Below are 18,710 nucleotides of genomic sequence, written 5' to 3' on the forward strand. Positions count from 1 at the left end.
AGTTGGAAGCCTGATGCAGTCGTTCAGTGATCTTTTTGCGAATAACAGGCTTTTGGCCATTGGCATTGTGCTGGCTGCGATCGCGGTCATCCTTGCGGTCGGGGTGGCGTTGTTCAGGTTGATCTTCGGACGACGCCTGCACATGTCGGGCGGGCGGACACGTCAGCCGCGCCTCGGCGTGGTGGACGCCTTCGATCTCGACCGCCAGCGCCAGCTCGTGCTGATCCGGCGGGACAATGTCGAACATCTGCTGATGATCGGTGGACCCAACGACGTCCTGGTGGAAGCCGCCATCGTACGAACGCCGGCGATGCTGGCGGGGCGCGAAAAGGACGCAGGCGTAAGCCCGACCGTCGGCATTCCGGCCCCGGTCGCGCAACAAGCGCCGGTGCAGCCAGTCCTGGCCCTGCAACCCACCGCCGTTCCGGCCTTGGCACCGATGCTGCCGAACGCAGGCCTCGAGAGCGGGCCGGGTGTTCCGATGCCGATGCCGGCCGAGCCGCGACCATCGGTCGTGTCGGACCCCGGCATGGCCCCTTCATCGTCGTCGCGGGCGCCCGAAGCGGCTCCTTCAAGCCAGCCGACGCCAGAAACCCGCTTGCCGACGGCCGCGACGCTGCCCGCAGCCGCCCGGCCCGTGCAAACGACCCCTCGCCCGGGTGCCGGCCTGCCGCCCCGGCCGCCCGTAGGGCCCGTGACACGGCCGGTCTCGACTCCGACGCCGCGCACCAATCTGCCGCGCGCCACGCCAAACGCCCCGGCTCCCGCTTCGGGCCAGAATGGAGGCGGACGCCAGGAGCCAGCGCTCGGGCGACCGCTCGACCCGGCCCCGGTGTCTGCGCCCGACCGGGACAAGAACGCCGATCAGCCGCGCGAGTCGAGCCCGCTCGGTCGGGCGCCCGCAATCAGGGTCGGCCGCACCGAGGACGCGGCTTCGCCTGCAGACGCGACGCGGGGCGTCGGCCCAGGTCCTTCGCTGCCGCGTCCGACCACCGGCGAGGACAACGCTGCGCCCGTGCCTTCCGTGGCCCGGCCGCTACCGCGCCCTGCCACGACGCCATCGGCACCGACCCGCGCGGTGCCACCCCGTCCCACGACGCCCTCGAGCCCGCCACCCGCCGCGCCGACTCAGGCGGCACCGCGCGCGCCTCTTCCTTCGCTCGGGTCGCTCGAGGAAGAGATGGCGAAACTTCTGGGGCGGCCCATGCCGCCGCCCGACCCATCGGGCTCGGACAGCTGACACCCGGCCGGTCTTGAAACAAAAAGGGCAGCGCCATCGTGGCGCTGCCCTTTTTGTTTGCTTCGATCACTCCGTTTGATCGGCGGCGGCACGCGGCCGGTCGGCGTTCTCAATCGTCGCGGTAGATGCGCTCGCGCTTTTCGTGCCGCTCTTGCGCCTCGACCGACAAGGTCGCGATCGGGCGCGCATCCAGACGACGAAGCGCGATCGGATCGCCGGTTTCTTCGCAATACCCGTAGGTGCCCTCATCGATCCGGCTCAACGCCGCATCGATCTTGGAGATCAGCTTGCGTTGTCGGTCGCGGGCGCGAAGCTCGATGGATCGATCGGTTTCCGACGAAGCCCGGTCGGCAAAATCGGGATGGTTCTCGTTCTCGCTTTGCAGGGCAGCGAGCGTTTCCTTGCTTTCGCGAAGGATGTCGTCCTTCCATGCGATCAGCTTCCGCCGGAAATAATCCCGGTGGCGATCGTTCATGAACATTTCTTCGTCGGACGGCTTGTAGGCGTCGCCCAAAAGGTTGGAAAACATCATCAACGCTGGCCTCCCTGGCCCGGACGTCATCCACGCGGCGCCCTTATAGTCGGCGAGGACCGAGCGTACAATTGCTCGCACATGACTTAATCGTTCGTTGATGCCGCAGCGTGTCTTCGCTGCCGCGCTCAGGCGGCACAATCCCTGATCGTCCAGCATTTTGCCGGCCTTGGCGGTTGCGCTATGGCAGGCCATGACGGTTCTTGCCCTTCTCCGCCATGCCGAAGCGACCAAGCAAGCGCCCGGTGGCGATCATGCCCGACCTTTAAGTCAAGCGGGGCGTGGCGCCGCGACGGCGGTCGGCGAACGGCTGACCCAACTCCTGCCGTCCGGCACTGCCTTGCTGGTTTCCGACGCCGCCAGGACCCGCGAAACCGCCGCACTGGCCTTTCCGACCTGGGAGCCGGCCCATGTGACGATCGAAGAAGCCATCTATGAGGCGCATCCCGAGGCATTGCTGAGCCTGCTGCGCGCCTTGCCGCCGGGCCTTCCCGGTGCGGTGCTGGTGGGGCACAATCCGGGCATCAGCGTTTTGGCGGCCCTGTTGGCGGCGGGTGGCCCTGCATCGGATCCGGCGCGGCTGGCCCAGGGTCTCGCGACGGCCGAGGCGGCGCTGTTCCGGTTCGACTCGGATTGGGCCGGATTGGCGCCGCACGCGTGTGTGTTGGTCGGCGTCCTCGATGGCAAGCCGGACCAGGACTGACCGACGCGGAGCGCATCGCCCCTGGGCAAAGCCGCCCCGCCTCTCCACATAGCGGTCGATCCGGCGGCGTCCGCAGCCTGGGCCTGCCACCAGGAATGCCGGAACGCTCCGTGACCTTCTTCTCCAACCTGTTGAGCGAAGCCCAGATCACGGCCCGCAGTGTCGCCGATTACATGGGCGGCACGGGATTGCGGCTCGGGGTGACGGGCCTGTCACGGGCCGGCAAAACGGTGTTCATCACCAGCCTCGTCCACAATCTCACCGCAGGGGGGCGGCTTCCCGTGCTGCGCGCCAGCGCGGAAGGGCGCATCACTTCGGCCACGCTTCAGGCGCAGCCCGACGATGCCATCCCGCGCTTCACCTATGAAGACCACCTCGCGTCACTGACGCTCGACCGTCACTGGCCCGAATCAACGCGTCGCATCTCGGAACTGCGGATCAATCTCGAATTCGAGCGGCAAGCCGGCTGGCGGTCGCGCACGGGCTCGTTGACGCTCGACATCATCGACTATCCGGGTGAGTGGCTGCTCGACCTTCCGCTGCTCGACAAGAGCTTCGCCCAGTGGTCGCGCGAAACCCTGGAGGCCAGTGCCGAGGCCGGGCGGGCGGGCCTCGCGGCCGACTGGCGCGGCGGCCTGCAGGGGCTGCGTCTGGAAGACGCGTTCTCCGAAACCGCAGCCCGACATCAGGCGGAACGCTTCACCGCCTACCTGCGGGCTTCGAAATCCGACCGCTACGCGCTGTCGACCCTGCCTCCGGGCCGCTTCCTGATGCCTGGCGAACTCGAAGGCTCTCCGGCTCTGACCTTCGCGCCCTTACCGGTCACCGAGGGGGCTGCTTACGGCGCCACCACCATGGCCGGTATGATGGAGCGCCGCTACGAGGCCTATAAGACCCACGTGGTACGCCCGTTCTTTCGCGACCACTTTTCCCGGCTCGACCGGCAGATCGTCCTGGTGGACGCGCTCGGCGCCCTCAACTCCGGCCCGTCCGCGGTGCGCGACCTGCAGGTGGCGCTCGGCGACGTGATGCAGAGTTTTCGCGCCGGTCGCGCGTCGCGGCTGGCCTCGCTGTTCCGGCCGCGCATCGACCGCATTCTGTTCGCGGCCACCAAGGCCGACCACCTGCACCACACGAGCCATGACCGGCTCGAGGCCATCCTGCGGGTGTTGACCGCACGGGCCATCACCCGGGCCGAGGATGTCGGCGCGAAGATCGACGTGATCGCGCTTGCGGCCACCCGGGCCACCCGCGAGGCCCGGGTGACGCATGATGGCGCCCAGCTGGAAGCCATCATCGGGACGCCGCTCGCGGGAGAGCGCGTCGACGGCGAATTGTTCGACGGCGTCGCCGAAGCGGCGATCTTTCCGGGCGAACTGCCGGCCGATCCGCGCCGCGCCTTGCGGGGCGATGCCCTGGCGGTGCCGGATACGGAGGCGGATTACCGCTTCGTGCGCTTCCGCCCTCCCGTGGCGCAGTCCGGCGAAGGGGGGCAGGCCAAGCCGCTCCCCCACATCCGGCTCGACCGCGCCCTGCAGTTCCTGATCGGAGACAAGCTCGCATGACGGCCGACGACCGCCGCGCCCGCCCGCGGGCGTTCCGGCTCGACCCGCAGGGTCAGGTGGCGGAAGCCGCCATGGCGCAACCTGTTTCCAAGCCGCCGCAGATCGAAATCGAACTGCAGCCCGATCCTTATGAGCTGAAGCCCGTCGCGCTGCCGGTCGACGAGGCGGTGGTCGAGATGGCGCAGCGGCGCGGCATGCTGGGTTGGTTTCGTCTGGGCTGGGGCGGGCTGTTCTGGTCCGCGCTCGGCGGCCTCGTGTCGCTTGGGATCGGCTTGTGGATCGATGGGCTGATCGAACAGCTGTTCAGCCGGGCGGCGGGGCTCGGCTGGATCGCGGTGGCGCTCGCGGCCCTGGTGGTGCTGGCGCTGCTGGCCTTGACGATTCGCGAGGTGATCGGCGTCTTTCGCCAGGCGCATGTCGCCAAGCTGCACGCGGCGCTCGCTGCCGCCCATCTGGCGGACGACACCGATGCGGCGCGACGTCTGGTCGGCGAGCTTGCGGCCCTGTACGCACAGCGTTCGTCGACCGCCGCGGCCCGGGCCGAGATCACCCGGACAACTGGCGAGATTGTCGATGGACGCGACCTTCTGGATATTACCGAACGCCTGCTGCTGCACCCGATTGATGCCGCCGTGGCGCGCGAGATCGCGGAAGCGGCCAAGCGCGTTTCGCTGGTGACGGCGATCAGCCCCCGGGCCATCCTCGACCTCGTCTTCGTCGTCGGCCAGATCATCCGCCTGATCCGCCGCGTAGCCGAGCTTTATAGCGGCCGGCCCGGGTTCCTGGGCTTCGTCAAGCTGGCCCGGTCGGTCGGAGCCCACCTGGCCGTCACGGGCGGCATGGCGATCGGCGACAGTCTGCTGCAGCAGGTGGTCGGGCACGGCATCGCGGCCAAGCTGTCGGCGCGGCTCGGCGAAGGGGTGCTGAACGGGCTGCTGACGACACGCGTCGGCTTGTCGGCGATGGCGGTCTGCCGGCCGATGCCGTTCGCGGCAGGGCCGCAACCGGGCGTCAAGGACGTGGCGCCCTTCCTGTTCGGCGCCAGTCAGGATAGCTGAAGCGCATGACCAGCGAAACGTCGCCCCCGCCCCTGCCCGACCTCGAGGCCTATGCCAAGCGCATCCTCGGCTCGAAAGTCTATCAAGCCGCGATCGAGACTGCCCTCGATCCGCTGCCGCGCCTCGCCAAGCGCCTCGATCGGCCGGTGCTGATCAAGCGCGAAGACCAGCAGCCCGTCTTCTCCTTCAAGATTCGCGGCGCCTTCAACAAGATGGCGAGCTTGACCGCCGATGAAGCGCAGCGCGGCGTCGTCTGCGCTTCGGCCGGCAATCACGCCCAGGGGGTGGCCTTCGCGGGCCAGCGGCTCGGCATCGCGGCCACGATCGTGATGCCCCGCACCACGCCCGGCATCAAGGTGCGGGCCGTGGAGGACCGGGGCGCTCAGGTGCTGCTGGTCGGCAACGCCTTCGACGAGGCCCTGACCTACGCCAAGACGCTCGAACATGAGCGCGGCCTGACGTTCATCCATCCGTTCGACGATCCGGACGTCATTGCCGGCCAAGGCACGGTTGGTCTCGAGATCCTGCGCCAGCACGCCGATCCCATCGAGGCCATCTTCGTGCCGATCGGCGGCGGCGGTCTTGCCAGCGGCATCGCGGCCTTCACCAAATACCTGCGGCCGGAGATCAAGGTGATCGGCGTCGAGCCGGTGGATGCCGGCGGCATGGCGGCGGCGCTTCAGGCGGGACGGCGGGTGAAGCTCGACAGCGTCGGGCTGTTCGCCGATGGCGTGGCGGTGCGGGAAGCCGGCGAGGAAACCTTTCGCCTCTGCCATGCCCTGCTGGATGACGTGATCCTGGTCGACACCGATGCCATCTGCGCCGCCATCAAGGACATCTTTGACGACACCCGGACCATCGCGGAACCGTCCGGTGCGCTGTCACTCGCGGGTTTGAAGGTTTATGCGGAACGCCGCCCGGAGGGCGCCGGCAGCCTGATCGCCATCAACAGCGGCGCCAACATGAACTTCGACCGGCTGCGCCATGTGGCCGAGCGGGCCGAGATCGGCGAGCATCGCGAAGCCCTGCTGGCCGTCACCATCCCGGAACGCCCTGGCAGTTATCGCGAACTGATCGGCCTGCTCGGCAACCGCGCCGTGACGGAGTTCAACTACCGCTATGCCGATGCCGCGTCGGCCCAGATCTTCCTCGGCGTGCAGCTGACGCGCGGCGTGGCCGAGAAGCAGGCACTGTTGGCCGAGCTGAGCCAGGCCGGCTACCCGGTCGTCGATATGACCGACAATGAGCTCGCCAAGCTGCACATCCGCTACATGGTGGGCGGCCGCGCAGGCGCCATCCCGGATGAGCTGCTATACCGATTCCAGTTTCCCGAGCGGCCCGGCGCCTTGCTGGACTTTCTCAGCCGGATGGCCGGCACCTGGGACATTTCCTTGTTCCATTACCGCAACCACGGCGCCGACTACGGCCGCGTCCTAGCCGGCATCCGGGTGCCGCCGGCAGATTATCCCCTCTTCGAGCGCTTCCTCGAGGACCTCGACTACCCGTGCTGGTCTGAAACCGAAAACCCGGCCTACGGCATGTTTCTGGCCGGCACTGAAGCGCAACCGAACGGGCCGGGCCCGAGCCACCCGAGCAGCAAGGCCGAATCGCCGGCTTAGTGAAGCCTCTTTGCTGCTGACGCAGACCGCTCGACGAGCGGCCTGTCAGGCGGTCCGTCGTTGCGGCCGCGACGCTCTGCCGCGATCCGCCCACAAGGGTCGCGCCACGCGCAGCACCACGAAACCCAACCCGACGATCGCCACCCACCAGGCCGGACGCAGACCGTCGCTGAAGTCGAGATCGGCTTCGAGCACGCGTAGGGGTGGAACGCCGCTGGCGAACCGGTACCACGCGGCTTCAAGCAGCGCCGTCGCTACCCCGGCCGCAGGCGCCAGGGCCAGCAGCGCGGCCCAGTGGTCGCCGACACGCAGGCGCGTCAGCAGCCGTTGTCCCATCAAAAGCAGGAAGAACCCCGCCACCAGGGTCGGCTGTGTGACGTCCAGTTTCGATTGCATGAAGAAATGCAGGAGGCCGAGGATGGTCAGCCCGTAGACAACCCGATGTAGCCCGTTCCAGCGTTCGGGTCCGATCCGGCGGATCATCGCATCGGTGGAGGTGGCGCCAAGCGCACAGAAGCCCACCAACGCCACGAAGCCGATCGTCAGATAGATCCGCAATGCGATTTCGCTGGCCACGCGCGCGAGATCGAAACGCAGGTCGACGACGTAGAGCGCGAAATGGATCAGCAGATAGGCCAGAACCGATAAGCCCAGCATACGCCGGATCAGAATCAAGCGGTTCCACCGTGCAATCCGGCGCAAGGGCGAGACCAGCAGCGACACCAGCAGCAGTCGCACGGCCCATTGACCGCTGCCATGAATGGCCTCGAGCACGGGCTTCGGCTCGAGCCAGCCCTGCTGCCAGCTGAGCGCGATCCAAAGGCCGGGAAGGAACAGGGCGACGAATGTCGCGGATTTCAGCCACGACCATCGGCCGGACCGGTCGAACAGCGGCTGGGCCAGCCGGGGAACGGAAGACGCGACGCTCATGCTCGACCCCGACGCGAGAAGCCGTCGAGCGCCAGGATGTCGCTTCCCCGCCCGTCCCGGAAATTATCGATCGGCCTGAAACCCTCGGCCCTACGACCCGTAACTTTGACCGAGTTCCCGGCCGTACCAGCCCCCTCATTCGAGACGGCCGAGAACTCTCCCTTCGCAGGAAGGGCGACGGCCCGCGCTTTCCCCCAGAAGCGCGGGCCACGCGTCGCTGAGGCAGTGCGCATCGGCCTCGACCTTCGCTCGGGCTTCAGCCCTGCTGCGACGGCGTGCGGACAACCAGACCGTCCAACTCCGGCTTGATCTTGATCTGACACGACAGTCGGGACGTCGGCTTCACCTCCCAGGCAAAGTCGAGCATGTCTTCTTCCATCGGCTGAGGCTTGCCGACCTTGTCGGCCCAATCGGGTTCCACATAGACATGGCAGGTCGCGCAGGCGCAGGCGCCACCGCACTCAGCCTCGATCTCGGGCACGCCGTTGCGGATCGCCGTCTCCATGACGGTGGCGCCATTGTCGCCCTGGACCGTCCTGGCCTGTCCCGCGGAGTCGATGAAGGTAATCTGCGCCATGCCGGCCCGGTCTCGCCAATCGCATTCGGCCGCGTGGTGCAGCCGTTCGGCAGGCTCTTACCGACTTTCCCCAGCCTTGGCGAGACGTTGGGGTGCTGACGCGGCGATCAAACCCGTGGTCTCGGTGCGCGTTGCTTCGATCACCGCGACAAGCGTCGCAGATTGGAGAGGAGACAGCGCCTCTTGATCGCAGATAGCCTCGGCGCGGCCCAGTGCTTCAGCCAGCCCGAAAGCCCCGATCGCTACCGCCGCGCCCCGAACACGGTGCAGGGTAGCCTCCAGCGTGACGTGAGGTCGCTGCGTGGCCGCCGTGACGCAATCCCGCAGCTCATCAAGCTGCGTCTGGAATAAGGTCAGCAACTCGTGTTGCAGGGACAGATCCCCTGCCGTTTGCCGCGCCAGATGTTCGAGATCGATCACACGGGGGTCTCCGGCCCGTCCGCCCCGCCATCGCCGCGAGGATTAACGACGTTTGTGGATGAGCGGCTCTGCTGGTGTTCAGAATGGCATGGCAGGAGTACACTGCGATGTGGTTAATGGAGTGTCTCCCTGGTCCCGGCGCGGCGGCGTGCTTCGGTGGCTTTTGTCGGGAGATGCCAAGACGGTCCTGTGGCAGGGGCCGTTTCTCCGTCTGCGTATGAGGCGAGAATGAGCGTGCAGAACCAAGCCAGGGATCCCGCGGCAGCCGCGCTCCTGGCCATTGAGGAAGCCCTTAATCTGGCCAAACTCGATGGCGAACACTTGCCCGAAGCGACGGGGCTCGATGTTCCAGCCTTGCCCGGTGCCACCAAGAACGATGCCGACGTCGGCACCACGGCTTCGCCGCCCGTCAAAAGCGAAAGCCGCGATTTTTCCGGGACCGGGCCTGCCTTCGTGGGCGCGGCGCGCGAAAGCCTCGTCGACGCCCCGGTGCCTCGTCGGGCCGATCCATCCCGTCAACCTGCCAATGACGACGTTCGCTTTGCTCGTCCGATTGCGCCCGGCCTTACGAGCGCGCCGGGCCGCGGCATCGGCACGATGGCGACCCTGCTGGCCATCGCCTGGCTCGCGGTCTGCGGTTACTTCATCTATTGGCGCATCTACGAGCATGCGGGGCCGCTGCGCACCACATTCTCACGCCCCGAATGGGGCATCGTGTCGGGCCTGACCCTCGGCCCGATCCTGTTCATCATCCTTGCCGCTTCCATGCTGCGCCGGGCGCAGGAACTCCGCGTCGCGACCCGCTCTGTCGCCGAGGTGGCCTTGCGACTGTTGCAGCCCGAAGCCGTGGCGGGCGACCAGGTCGTCACCTTGTCGCAGGCGATCCGGCGCGAAGTCGCCTCCATGGGCGACGGCCTGGAGCGCGCCCTGGCGCGAGCCGGCGAGCTCGAAGCCATGGTGCGAACCGAGGTCGGCAATCTCGAGCGCTCGTATTCCGACAATGAACGGCGCATCCGCGCCCTGGTGGACGGGCTCGCAAGCGAGCGTGAGGCCGTGGTGCTCAACGCCGAGCGCGTTCGCGCCGCAATCGGTTCGGCCAATGAGATGCTGGGACGCCAGCTCGACGACGCGGGCGATCGCATCGCCCGGACGGTGGAGGAGGTCGGGCACCGTGTGGCCGATTCGCTCAGCGCACGAGCCGAGGACATTTCCGAAGCCCTGGGGCAGACCAACGGCTCCGTCAGCCGCGACCTTGCGGCGCACGGAAGCGACCTCGTGGAGCAGCTGCAGCGAACCAGCGCCGATGTGGCTGCACAATTGAGCCATGCCACCGACAGCGTCACCCAATTGCTCGGCAGCCGCGTCGATCAGGTCGATGCCAAGCTGAAGCAGGCGGGCGAAGACCTCGTCGGTCGCTTCGATCGGCAGGGCAGCGATGTTGCGGCCGAGCTCGAGGCCGCCGGCGCCAGGGTCACGGAAACCCTCGCCACGCACGGTACCTCGCTGGTGGCGCGTTTGGCCGAAACGAACGATCGCCTGCACGACACGGTCGCGGTACGGGGCAGCGACCTCGCCGCAACGCTGGAATCGGCAGGAAGCCGCGTGGCGGATCTGCTGGCAGATCGGACCGCGGCCGCCAAGGCGGCGGTGCAGGATTCCAATGTCAGCCTCGCAGCGGTCTTCGACGAGCGCCAGGAGGGGCTTGCGGCGGTCGAAGATCGCATTCGCACGCTGCTCGACGATCGATCTTCCGCCATTCAGGTCGCCCTGGACGGCGCCGCGTCCAACCTTGCCAGCACGTTCGAGGCCCATGGGCACAGCCTGCGCGATGCCGGCCAGTTCTATGCTTCGGCGTCCGCAGAAGGCACCGAACGCCTGCGTGACACGGTCGAGGCTGCGGGTTCGACGCTGCGCGGCTTGTTCGACGCCCATCTGTCGACCCTGTCGTCGCGCCATGCGGAAGCCGCCGACGCCTTTGCGGCCCAGGCAGCCGGCATGCGGGAAAGCTATGCCACGATAGCGGGCGGTCTCAGCCACGACCTGGACGGCCACCACGCGACCCTCGGTGAAACGGCTGCGCGCATCGAGCGCGACAGTGCTGATCGCATTGCCCGTGTCGAGCTGGCTCTGCAGGAGGCGACCACAGCCCTGCGGACTGCCTTCGAAACGCATCTGACCGAACTGACGCAGCGTGACGCGGGCCTGATGACGCTTCTCGACGCCCGGGCCGACGATGCAAGGTCCGGCACCGCCGATCTGGCGGTGGCGATCGACCGCACGGCTGCCGAGCAGCGCGACCAGCTTGCCGCCGTCACGGATCATCTGGCTCACCTGTCCGAACAGCAGGCCGATCGCTTCGAGGCTGTGTTCGAAGACAAGCGCTCGGCAATCGCGGCAAAGGTCGATGAGGCCGTAGCGGGCCTGCAGGACTCCGCCGCGCTGACCCAGGGCAACCTGAACGGGCTTGCCCATTACTTCGATCAGGCTTTTGCGACCCATGAGGCCGGCCTCGCGGCCACGGCCGAGCGCATTGCCGCCGAGTTCGAGGAGCGGCTCGCGGGCCAGCGCACCACGATGGCGGAGATCATGGCTCTGCACGACGACTCGGTGAACCAGCAGGCGGACGCGCTTGCCCTGGCGCAGGACCGGCTGTCCGGTCTCGTCCGGCATCAGGCCGACGTTCTCGGAACGGCCCTGACGGCCGCCAACGACGATATGGAGCGCCTGTTCGCGGAGCGCGGCCAGAATCTAGTCGAGGCCGGGGATCGGATTGTCGCCGAGTTCCGCACTGGCAGCGAAGCGACCGGCTCGGCGCTCGCGTCGTCGCAGGACGCCGTTTTGCGCGCCTTGGAAGACCGTGGCCAGCAGGTCGAGGCCGCTCAGGCGCGTCTCGTCGCCATGCTGGATTCCTATGCGGCCGCATCCGACGCGACGTTGGCCGATGCCGAAACGCGTCTCGCAGCACTCGGCGAAACCGGCGGGATTGCTATGTCGGCGGCTGGCGATCGGCTGGCCCGGATGCTGGACGGCAAGGTGTCAGCGCTTCGTGACGATGTCGCGGCCGCCCAGACCGAGATCGGCCGGCTGATCGACGCGCGTGTGGCCGATTTCGGCAACCTCGACACCACGATGTCCGGCCTCTTCACCGCTCATGCCGAGCGCATGGCCGAGACCGTCGCGCTCTTCGCGTCGGTGACAGAGGATGCCGGCCGCACCAACACGACGGCGGTGGTCGAGGCCGGTGGCCGCGTCGCTGCCGACTTGGAAACCAAGGTCGCGACGTTGCGGACCACGCTCGAGGGCCTGCATGGCGACATGGCGCAACTGCTCGACAGCAGGACCGCCGAGGCGTCCGGCTCGAGCGAGCGTCTGGTTGCCTTGCTCGACGCTCATGCGGCCCGCAGTGGCGAAACGCTCGCGGCGCTCGAACAGGCCGTGGCCCGCATCGACGATGGCGGCAGCGCAGCGCTCGCCAATGTCGGTCAGCGTGTCGCCAATGAGATCGACGACAGGATCGCTGACGCCCGGGCAACGCTCGAGACCGCCCATGGTGCCGTCAATGCGCTGCTCGACACGCGCGTGGCCGACCTGATGGTGTCGACCGACCATGTTGCAGCCGTGCTGGATGAGCGCCTTGAGGCGATGCGGCAGGCGCTTGGCTTGTCGGAAGGCGCGCTCGACCGGTTCTTCGTCGATCGGACCGACGAACTGGCCGCGATCGGCGAGCGGATCGCCGCCGTCATCGATGAGCGCAGCGATGCCAACCGCCAAAGCCTGACCGCGGCCGGGCAGGACATCGAGCGGCTTTTGGCCGACCGCGAACAGCAGATCCGCGTGGCCGGTGAGGACTTCGTCACGCTGTTGGATGAGCGGACCGCTGCGAGCCAGGGTGCGCTGCTCACCACCCAGGAAGCCTTCGAGCAGGTGTTGTCGGGACGCGAGGAACATCTGTCGACCGCGGGCCAACGAATCGCAGCGCGCTTCGAGGAGGCAGTCGTCGCGGCGCAGCAGACGCTGGATGCGGCGCAGGCCCATCTGTCGACCCTGGTCGATGCGCGCTCGGGCGCCCTTGCGGATGTCGGGGACGCGCTCGCGACCGTGCTCGACGGTAAGGTCGAAGCCGCGCGTCTGGCGCTCAGTGCATCCGAAGACGCTTTCGCCTCGTTGCTCGATGCCCGGACGACGGCGCTCAACGGCAGCAGCGAGCGGTTCCTGGCCGAACTCGACCGCAAGTCGGGCGAAACCCAGCGTGCTCTCGACATCACCGAGCAGAACATCGGTCGCCTGATGGAAGATCGCGCCCGTGACATCCTGTCGGTGGGCGAGCGGGTCGGAGCCGTTCTGGACGAGACCTCCGCGTCGACGCGCCAGCATCTCGCCGATTCCGAAACCGCCTTGGCGGCCGTGATCGAGCGCAAATCGCAGGAGCTGGCGGTGGCGGGCGACCGGTTCGCCATCGTGCTGGACGACCGGCTGTCGTCGGCCCGTGCGCTCCTCGACACGTCGGGGCAAGCCATCGATGCGCTGCTGGATGCCCGCCACGCGGCCCTCGCCGAAACACAAGGGCGCATGGCGACCCTGGCGGGCGAATGCACCGACCTGCTGCAACAGGCGGGCGAGCGCATCGCCAGCTTGATCGAAGAGCGGGCAGCCCTCGCCCGGAGCGGCATGGAACGCACGATCGAGGATCTCGCCCTCGCGTTCGATGGACGCGAAGGCATGATGCGCGACCTGCTGGTGTCGCAGGCCGACGAGTTGCGCGACAAGTTCCTGGCGGCGTCACGTCAATCCCTGGCGGGCATCACCGATGGCGCGGAAACCATGAGCCAGCGCTTCGCCGTGGTGGCCACGGAGGCCCTGGCGGCAATCGGCGTGCATGGCGACCGGGTTAACGACGCTTTGGCGCAGCGCCTGACGCGGTTCGAGACGACGCTGGTGCAGGAAGGCGGCCGGTTGTCCGAGCGCCTCGACCTGCAGACGTCGGAGATCGGGACGCGACTGGCTGGCTACGTGGATCGCATCGAGGGCGCCTTCGCGGAAAGCGGCGATCAACTCAACACCCGCATGGGTCGCCATTCCGACCATCTCGTGAGCTCCGTCAACGAGCGCATCGGCGCGGTTGAGCAATCGCTTGGCCAGCATGGCGAAGGCCTTGTGGCGCGCATGGGCGATCACGCCCGTGAAACCACCGAAGGTCTCGAAGCACAGATGACCGCTTTCGAGGAGCGGCTCGGCGGCAAGGCCCAGATGATCGAGGTGTCGCTCGATGCCGTGATGTCGCGGGTCGACACCGATCTCGAAGCGCGCGCCTCGGCCCTCAATGAGGCGCTGACGCAGCGCATCATGGACATGGCCCATGCGCTAGGCGAAGGCGGTCGCGACATGGCGGAAGCCCTCGATCGGCGTGCCGCAGAGGTGGATGCGCGATTGACGACGCGGTCCAACACGCTGGCTGACACGCTGTTCGACCGGCTTTCCAGCCTGGATCAGGCTTTCGGCAGCCGGACCGGGGGCGTGCTGTCCGCCATGGACCAGCAGATCGAACGCTATGAAGGGCATGTCGTGTCGAGGCTCGAGGTCGTGGCGGGTCGCCTCGACACGGGAAGCGAGGCTGCGGTACGCACGCTGCAGACGACCGCCGAACGCGTCGATGGGCTGATCGGCGGTCAGGCTCTGGCACTGCAATCGGCCCTCGATGGCCGCGCCGATGGGATCGCGTCCCTGATGGACCAGCAGGTCGCCGGCATCCGGGCCGCCTTCGACGCCGGATCGGAGCAGATCGGGGTCGCCCTGGAGCGCCGGGTCGCCTTCCTCCAGGACGGGCTCGACGCCAGGCTGAAGGACATCGAAAGCCTGCTCGGTTCAGGCATCCAGGATGTCGAGGCGACGCTCGAGTCGCGCGGCGGCACAATTCATGACGCTGTGATGGCGCATGTGGCGGCCATCAAGGAGACCGTGGCCGAGGGGGTGGCCGAACTCCGCAGCGCTGCTGCGGCGCAGGGCCAGGCGCTGGCGAGCGAGGTGCGCGGAGCTTACGAGGTGTTCGAAAGCCATGCTGGCGCCATTCACGAGGCGCTACAGGCCGGCACGGGCGCCATCGACGTGGCGCTCGGCCAGCATGCCGCCGCGGTGATGCAAAGCAGTGTGGCTTTGACCGAGCGCGCCAGCGCCGTGCAGGCAGACTTCCAGGAGCGCGCCGAGAGTCTGCGCGCGACGCTCGAACATCAGAACGACGCCCTGGGCACGATGCTCGACCGGTCGAAGCGCGATCTCGGATCGGCCTTGGCGGGGCACGCGCGGGATGTGGCGGATGTTTTCGCCGGCGGCACTGAGCAGATCGGCCAGTCGCTTGGCGGCCACATCGACGCCTTGACGGATGTGCTCGGGCGCACCGTGACCGACCTTGACGGTGTGCTGGGAACGCGCGGCTCCGAGATCAGCCTAACGCTGATTTCGCGATCGGGCGAAATCGAGCAGTCTCTCGGCACGACCACGCAAAGCTTGGAAACCGTGCTGGCGGAGGCCACCCGCCACCTCGACGATACGCTCGGCGCCCGCTCGGGCGAGATCCGCGATGCCGTCGCGGGACGGCTCGACGATGTCCACGCCGCTCTCGACGGACGCTTGGAAGCGCTGGCAAGCCTTGTCGAACAGGGCGGTCACGGTCTCGAGACCGTTCTCGCGACCCGTTCGGATGCGCTGAAGACCTTGTTCGACACAAGGGGACGGGAGCTCGTCGAGTTGCTGTCCGCGCGTGGCAACCAAGCCTCGCGCCTTCTAGCCGAGGCCGGGCAGGCCATCGCGGCGACGATCGATGAGCGCAGCGTCACCTTGTTGGATCGTTTGGCGCAACGGCAGGCCGAACTCGCCGGTGGTCTACGCGATGCCGGCGGTGCCCTGCAGCATCTGCTTGATGCTTCGGTCGATCGGAACGTAGGCGCCGTCTCGGGGTCGACGGAGCGGTTGCGGGTCGAACTGGGCGGCCTCCTCGATGAAGTGTCTGGCGCCACCGCCTCGCTGGGGCAGTTGATTGTCCTTGCGGGTGAGAAGCTGTCGGCGGTCGATCGCACGCTCGCGGCACGCATCAACGGTCTGCAAGGATCGGTGAGCGATGTGGCGGGACGGCTTGAAGCCGTCAGCGAGGCCGCGGCCTCGACGGTGCAGGACGCCGATGGCGTCGCGCAATCGATCGAAGCGCAGCATCGCTCGCTCGTCACCGCGGCCCGCACGCTGGCCCATGTGCAGCAGGAACTCGACGGTGACGTCGAACGGCGCCGGCTGGCCCTCGAAGGGCTGTTCGATGCCCTGGGCCAGCGGACCGAGGACCTCGGCAGCCTGATGCACAGCTTCTCCGGTCGGATCGAAGACGCGGTGAGCCACACGGGCCAGCAAACCCGTCAGCTCGAAGCCAGCGTCGTCGAGGCGACCCGGCATGCGCAGGGCATCATCGCGCAGCAGTTCGACACCCTCGGGGCTCAGGCCGCCCAGGTGCGGCAGGACGCGGCCGTGGAACTCAGCGGGTTGTTCGAGCAGGCCGTCACTGATGTTGGCGGCATGTTCGGCAAGACGCTCGAGAAGTTCCGCCAGTCTTCGACGGAAGTGCGCGGAATGGCGGCGGCTTTGCAGCGCGAGTTGACCGCGACGCGGGACGACCTGAAGCGCATCACGGTCGATCTCCCCCGCGAAACGGCCGATCAGGCCCGGCAGGTTCGCACGGTTCTCGACGAGCAGGTGCGGACGCTTGCGTCGCTCACCGACCTGTTGGGACGCGTGTCGCCAAGCTTCGAGGCAGCCGCAAGCCAGGCCGGTGACGCCGGTACCCGGGAGCCCGTGGCGCCGGCCTTGGATCTGCGCCCCTCGACCCCGCCGGTCCGTCCGGCGCGTGACGCCGCGCGGACCCGCTCGGCTGCTCCGACACGCGCCGCACCCGTGGACCGCAACGGCGGCTGGCTGTCCGATCTTCTGGCCAGGGCTTCGGCCGAGGATGGCGATGGCGACGGCGAGGCTGTTGCGCCGCCGGCCGCGAACGGCGAGGAACCGCTCCACAGCCTGTCGTTCGATGTGACCAAGCTCATCAACGCGGACGCGCTGATGGACGCCTGGGAGCATTACCGTCGGGGCGAAAGCAATGCTTTCGGGCGTCGTGTCTACACGGCGGCAGGCCAGCAGACGCTCGAGGAGATTCGGCGCCGCGTTCGCAGCGACGTTGCATTCCGCGACACGGTGTTGCGCTACACGGAGGAGTTCGAACGGGTGCTGCGCGAAGCCGAGCCGCAGGATCGCGACGGCAATCTGTCACGAAGCTACCTCGCCTCCGATACCGGCAAGGTCTACGCCATGCTGGCTCATGCGGCGGGCCGGCTTGACTAGGCGGCTCGACCGATGAGGCGGGTGCTGACGGTTGCGGTGGAGCGCTTCGCTCTGGCGCAGCCTTTCGCAATCGCCCGCGGCATCAAAACGGAAAGCGTCGTCGTCATGGCGACCGTGATGCAGGATGGGGTTCGCGGGCGCGGTGAATGCGTGCCCTATGGACGATACGGGGAAAGCCTCGAAAGCGTGGTGGCCCAGATCGAATCGATCCGGCCGCAACTGGAAGCGGGTGCCTCGCGGGGCGTGTTGCAGGGTTTGCTCCCCGCCGGGGCGGCCCGCAACGCGGTCGATTGCGCCTTGTGGGACCTCGAAGCGAAGCGCCTCGAGGTTCCGGTCGCCAGCTTGGCGGGGCTGCATCGGTTGGCGCCGGCCACCACAGCCTTTACGCTTTCGCTCGATAGCCCCGACCGCATGGCTGCGGCTGCGGCGGCTGCCTCCCACCGTCCCGTGTTGAAGATCAAACTCGGGTGTGACGGAGACGTGGCCCGGATTGCGGCCGTGCGGGCTGCGGCACCCGAGGCGACGCTGATCGTCGATGCCAATGAAGGCTGGACTTCCGATACTCTGGCCGAGAACCTCGCGGCCTGCGAGAAAGCCGGCGTCGCCCTGGTGGAACAACCGCTCCCGGCCGGGCAGGACGCTCTGCTGGCCACAATCCGCACGACCGTGCCGCTTTGCGCCGACGAGAGCGTCCATACCCGTGAGGGCCTGGCTGCGCTCCGCGACCGCTACGGCCTGATCAACGTCAAGCTCGACAAGACGGGGGGCCTCACCGAAGCCTTGGCGGTCTGCACGGAAGCCGAGGCGCTTGGCTTCGGACTTTTCGTCGGATGCATGGTAGGGACATCGCTCGCCATGGCGCCGGCCATGCTGCTGGCGGCCCGGGCCCGGTTCGTCGATCTCGATGGGCCGCTGCTTCTGGCGCAAGACCGGGACCCGGGGCTGCACTATGACGGCTCGATCATCCACCCTCCGACCGCTGACCTCTGGGGATGAGAAGCCGCGACGCGGGCGGCCGGTCAATCCATGACCGCGGCCTTCAAGATGCACACCATGGTGGCATGGGCGGTGACGGGACCGCAGTTGCGGATCACATGCGGCCGGTCGCAGCGGTAGCGCAGCGTTTCGCCCGCCTTGGCCCGATCGAGCGTCCCCGCGACTTCGACCTCGAGTTCTCCGTCGAGCACCGAAAGACACTCGATCGAGCCGCGTTGATGCGCTTCCGATTCGAGCTGCCCGCCTGGGTCGGCGGCAAAATCGTACCATTGCAGCCAGTCGACCGTCTTGATCCAGCCGATGATTGCGAGCCGGCAGCGGCCGTCGTCGGATACCAGGATGGGGGTGTCGGCCCGCGTGGTCTTGGCCACGAAGGCGTCGTCGTCCGCGCCCTGCAACACCCGGTCGATCGACACGTCGAGCGCCTGCGTCAGGCGCCAGATGGTGGCGAGGGTGGGGTTGGTTTCGTTGCGTTCGATCTGGCTGATGATCGACTTCGCGACGCCCGAATGCTCGGCCAATTCCGACAAGGACATGTTGTAGGTCTTGCGCAGGCGCTGCACGGTCTTGCCGAGCTGCCCCGTCAAGGCCAGGGCGCCGGCCTCGAGCACGCGAGCCTTGTCCCTGCCTTCGACACCCATGTCGCAATCCATCCTGGTCGTATGAACAGTGTTCCTCATACTATACGAAATCGTTCGAA

General features: G+C 67.7%; 12 protein-coding genes. 7 read left to right on the forward strand and 5 right to left on the reverse strand.

What is annotated here, in order from left to right; all coding sequences use genetic code 11:
- Window positions 1-52: 52 nt before the first annotated feature.
- Window positions 53-1,240: a hypothetical protein gene (locus tag P7D22_RS00635; protein ID WP_319932258.1), complete on the forward strand. Its 1,188-nt coding sequence runs from the start codon at window positions 53-55 to the stop codon at window positions 1,238-1,240.
- Between the two features lie 109 nt (window positions 1,241-1,349).
- Here the strand turns inward: P7D22_RS00635 and dksA are convergent, their stop codons facing one another.
- Window positions 1,350-1,769, reverse strand: a complete 420-nt coding sequence (dksA, locus tag P7D22_RS00640) for an RNA polymerase-binding protein DksA (protein WP_319932331.1) — start codon at window positions 1,767-1,769, stop codon at window positions 1,350-1,352.
- Between the two features lie 196 nt (window positions 1,770-1,965).
- Here dksA and P7D22_RS00645 point away from each other — a divergent pair, with 196 nt between their 5' ends.
- From P7D22_RS00645 to ilvA, 4 genes are all read left to right on the forward strand, one after another.
- Window positions 1,966-2,475 (forward strand): SixA phosphatase family protein, encoded by a 510-nt coding sequence (locus P7D22_RS00645; RefSeq protein ID WP_319932259.1) that lies wholly within the window; start codon window positions 1,966-1,968, stop codon window positions 2,473-2,475.
- A gap of 95 nt (window positions 2,476-2,570) precedes the next feature.
- On the forward strand, window positions 2,571-4,040 hold the full coding sequence (locus P7D22_RS00650; protein ID WP_442915994.1) for a YcjX family protein: 1,470 nt from the start codon (window positions 2,571-2,573) through the stop codon (window positions 4,038-4,040).
- On the forward strand, window positions 4,037-5,098 hold the full coding sequence (locus tag P7D22_RS00655) for a YcjF family protein (RefSeq protein WP_319932261.1): 1,062 nt from the start codon (window positions 4,037-4,039) through the stop codon (window positions 5,096-5,098). Before P7D22_RS00650 ends, P7D22_RS00655 begins: the two co-directional genes overlap by 4 nt.
- Window positions 5,099-5,103: 5 nt before the next feature.
- Window positions 5,104-6,717 carry a threonine ammonia-lyase, biosynthetic gene (ilvA, locus tag P7D22_RS00660; RefSeq protein ID WP_319932262.1) on the forward strand — a complete coding sequence of 538 codons (1,614 nt, stop codon included), beginning with the start codon at window positions 5,104-5,106 and terminating at the stop codon, window positions 6,715-6,717.
- Window positions 6,718-6,762: 45 nt separating this feature from the next.
- Here ilvA and P7D22_RS00665 read toward each other — a convergent pair whose 3' ends face one another.
- The 3 genes from P7D22_RS00665 to P7D22_RS00675 all read right to left on the reverse strand — a co-directional run bounded on the left by P7D22_RS00665 (window position 6,763) and on the right by P7D22_RS00675 (window position 8,644).
- Entirely contained in the window at window positions 6,763-7,647 is an 885-nt protein-coding gene (locus tag P7D22_RS00665; RefSeq protein WP_319932263.1) for a sulfite oxidase heme-binding subunit YedZ, read from the reverse strand.
- Between the two features lie 256 nt (window positions 7,648-7,903).
- Window positions 7,904-8,224, reverse strand: a complete 321-nt coding sequence (locus P7D22_RS00670) for a 2Fe-2S iron-sulfur cluster-binding protein (protein WP_319932264.1) — start codon at window positions 8,222-8,224, stop codon at window positions 7,904-7,906.
- A 57-nt stretch (window positions 8,225-8,281) separates the two neighbouring features.
- Window positions 8,282-8,644 (reverse strand): Hpt domain-containing protein, encoded by a 363-nt coding sequence (locus P7D22_RS00675; protein WP_319932265.1) that lies wholly within the window; start codon window positions 8,642-8,644, stop codon window positions 8,282-8,284.
- Between the two features lie 228 nt (window positions 8,645-8,872).
- Between P7D22_RS00675 and P7D22_RS00680 the strand changes: the two genes are divergently transcribed.
- Together P7D22_RS00680 and dgcA are read left to right on the forward strand one after the other, a co-directional pair.
- Window positions 8,873-17,014 carry a hypothetical protein gene (locus P7D22_RS00680; RefSeq protein ID WP_319932266.1) on the forward strand — a complete coding sequence of 2,714 codons (8,142 nt, stop codon included), beginning with the start codon at window positions 8,873-8,875 and terminating at the stop codon, window positions 17,012-17,014.
- A 12-nt stretch (window positions 17,015-17,026) separates the two neighbouring features.
- Window positions 17,027-18,010, forward strand: coding sequence for an N-acetyl-D-Glu racemase DgcA (dgcA, locus tag P7D22_RS00685; protein WP_319932267.1), 984 nt, complete (start codon window positions 17,027-17,029; stop codon window positions 18,008-18,010).
- 23 nt (window positions 18,011-18,033) lie between these two features.
- Here dgcA and P7D22_RS00690 read toward each other — a convergent pair whose 3' ends face one another.
- Entirely contained in the window at window positions 18,034-18,651 is a 618-nt protein-coding gene (locus P7D22_RS00690) for a helix-turn-helix domain-containing protein (protein ID WP_319932268.1), read from the reverse strand.
- Window positions 18,652-18,710: the final 59 nt, after the last annotated feature.

The organism is Lichenihabitans sp. Uapishka_5 (assembly GCF_033947565.1).
In the GTDB taxonomy this organism is placed as follows: domain Bacteria; phylum Pseudomonadota; class Alphaproteobacteria; order Rhizobiales; family Beijerinckiaceae; genus Lichenihabitans.

What these genes read in the sequence shown, in the direction of transcription:
- dksA (WP_319932331.1), bottom strand. Translation starts at nt 1,769, where the DNA reads ATGTTTTCCAACCTTTTGGGCGACGCCTACAAGCCGTCCGACGAAGAA.
- P7D22_RS00680 (WP_319932266.1), top strand. Translation starts at nt 8,873, where the DNA reads ATGAGCGTGCAGAACCAAGCCAGGGATCCCGCGGCAGCCGCGCTCCTG.
- P7D22_RS00655 (WP_319932261.1), top strand. Translation starts at nt 4,037, where the DNA reads ATGACGGCCGACGACCGCCGCGCCCGCCCGCGGGCGTTCCGGCTCGAC.
- P7D22_RS00645 (WP_319932259.1), top strand. Translation starts at nt 1,966, where the DNA reads ATGACGGTTCTTGCCCTTCTCCGCCATGCCGAAGCGACCAAGCAAGCG.
- P7D22_RS00650 (WP_442915994.1), top strand. Translation starts at nt 2,571, where the DNA reads ATGCCGGAACGCTCCGTGACCTTCTTCTCCAACCTGTTGAGCGAAGCC.
- dgcA (WP_319932267.1), top strand. Translation starts at nt 17,027, where the DNA reads ATGAGGCGGGTGCTGACGGTTGCGGTGGAGCGCTTCGCTCTGGCGCAG.
- P7D22_RS00690 (WP_319932268.1), bottom strand. Translation starts at nt 18,651, where the DNA reads ATGGGTGTCGAAGGCAGGGACAAGGCTCGCGTGCTCGAGGCCGGCGCC.
- P7D22_RS00670 (WP_319932264.1), bottom strand. Translation starts at nt 8,224, where the DNA reads ATGGCGCAGATTACCTTCATCGACTCCGCGGGACAGGCCAGGACGGTC.
- P7D22_RS00665 (WP_319932263.1), bottom strand. Translation starts at nt 7,647, where the DNA reads ATGAGCGTCGCGTCTTCCGTTCCCCGGCTGGCCCAGCCGCTGTTCGAC.
- ilvA (WP_319932262.1), top strand. Translation starts at nt 5,104, where the DNA reads ATGACCAGCGAAACGTCGCCCCCGCCCCTGCCCGACCTCGAGGCCTAT.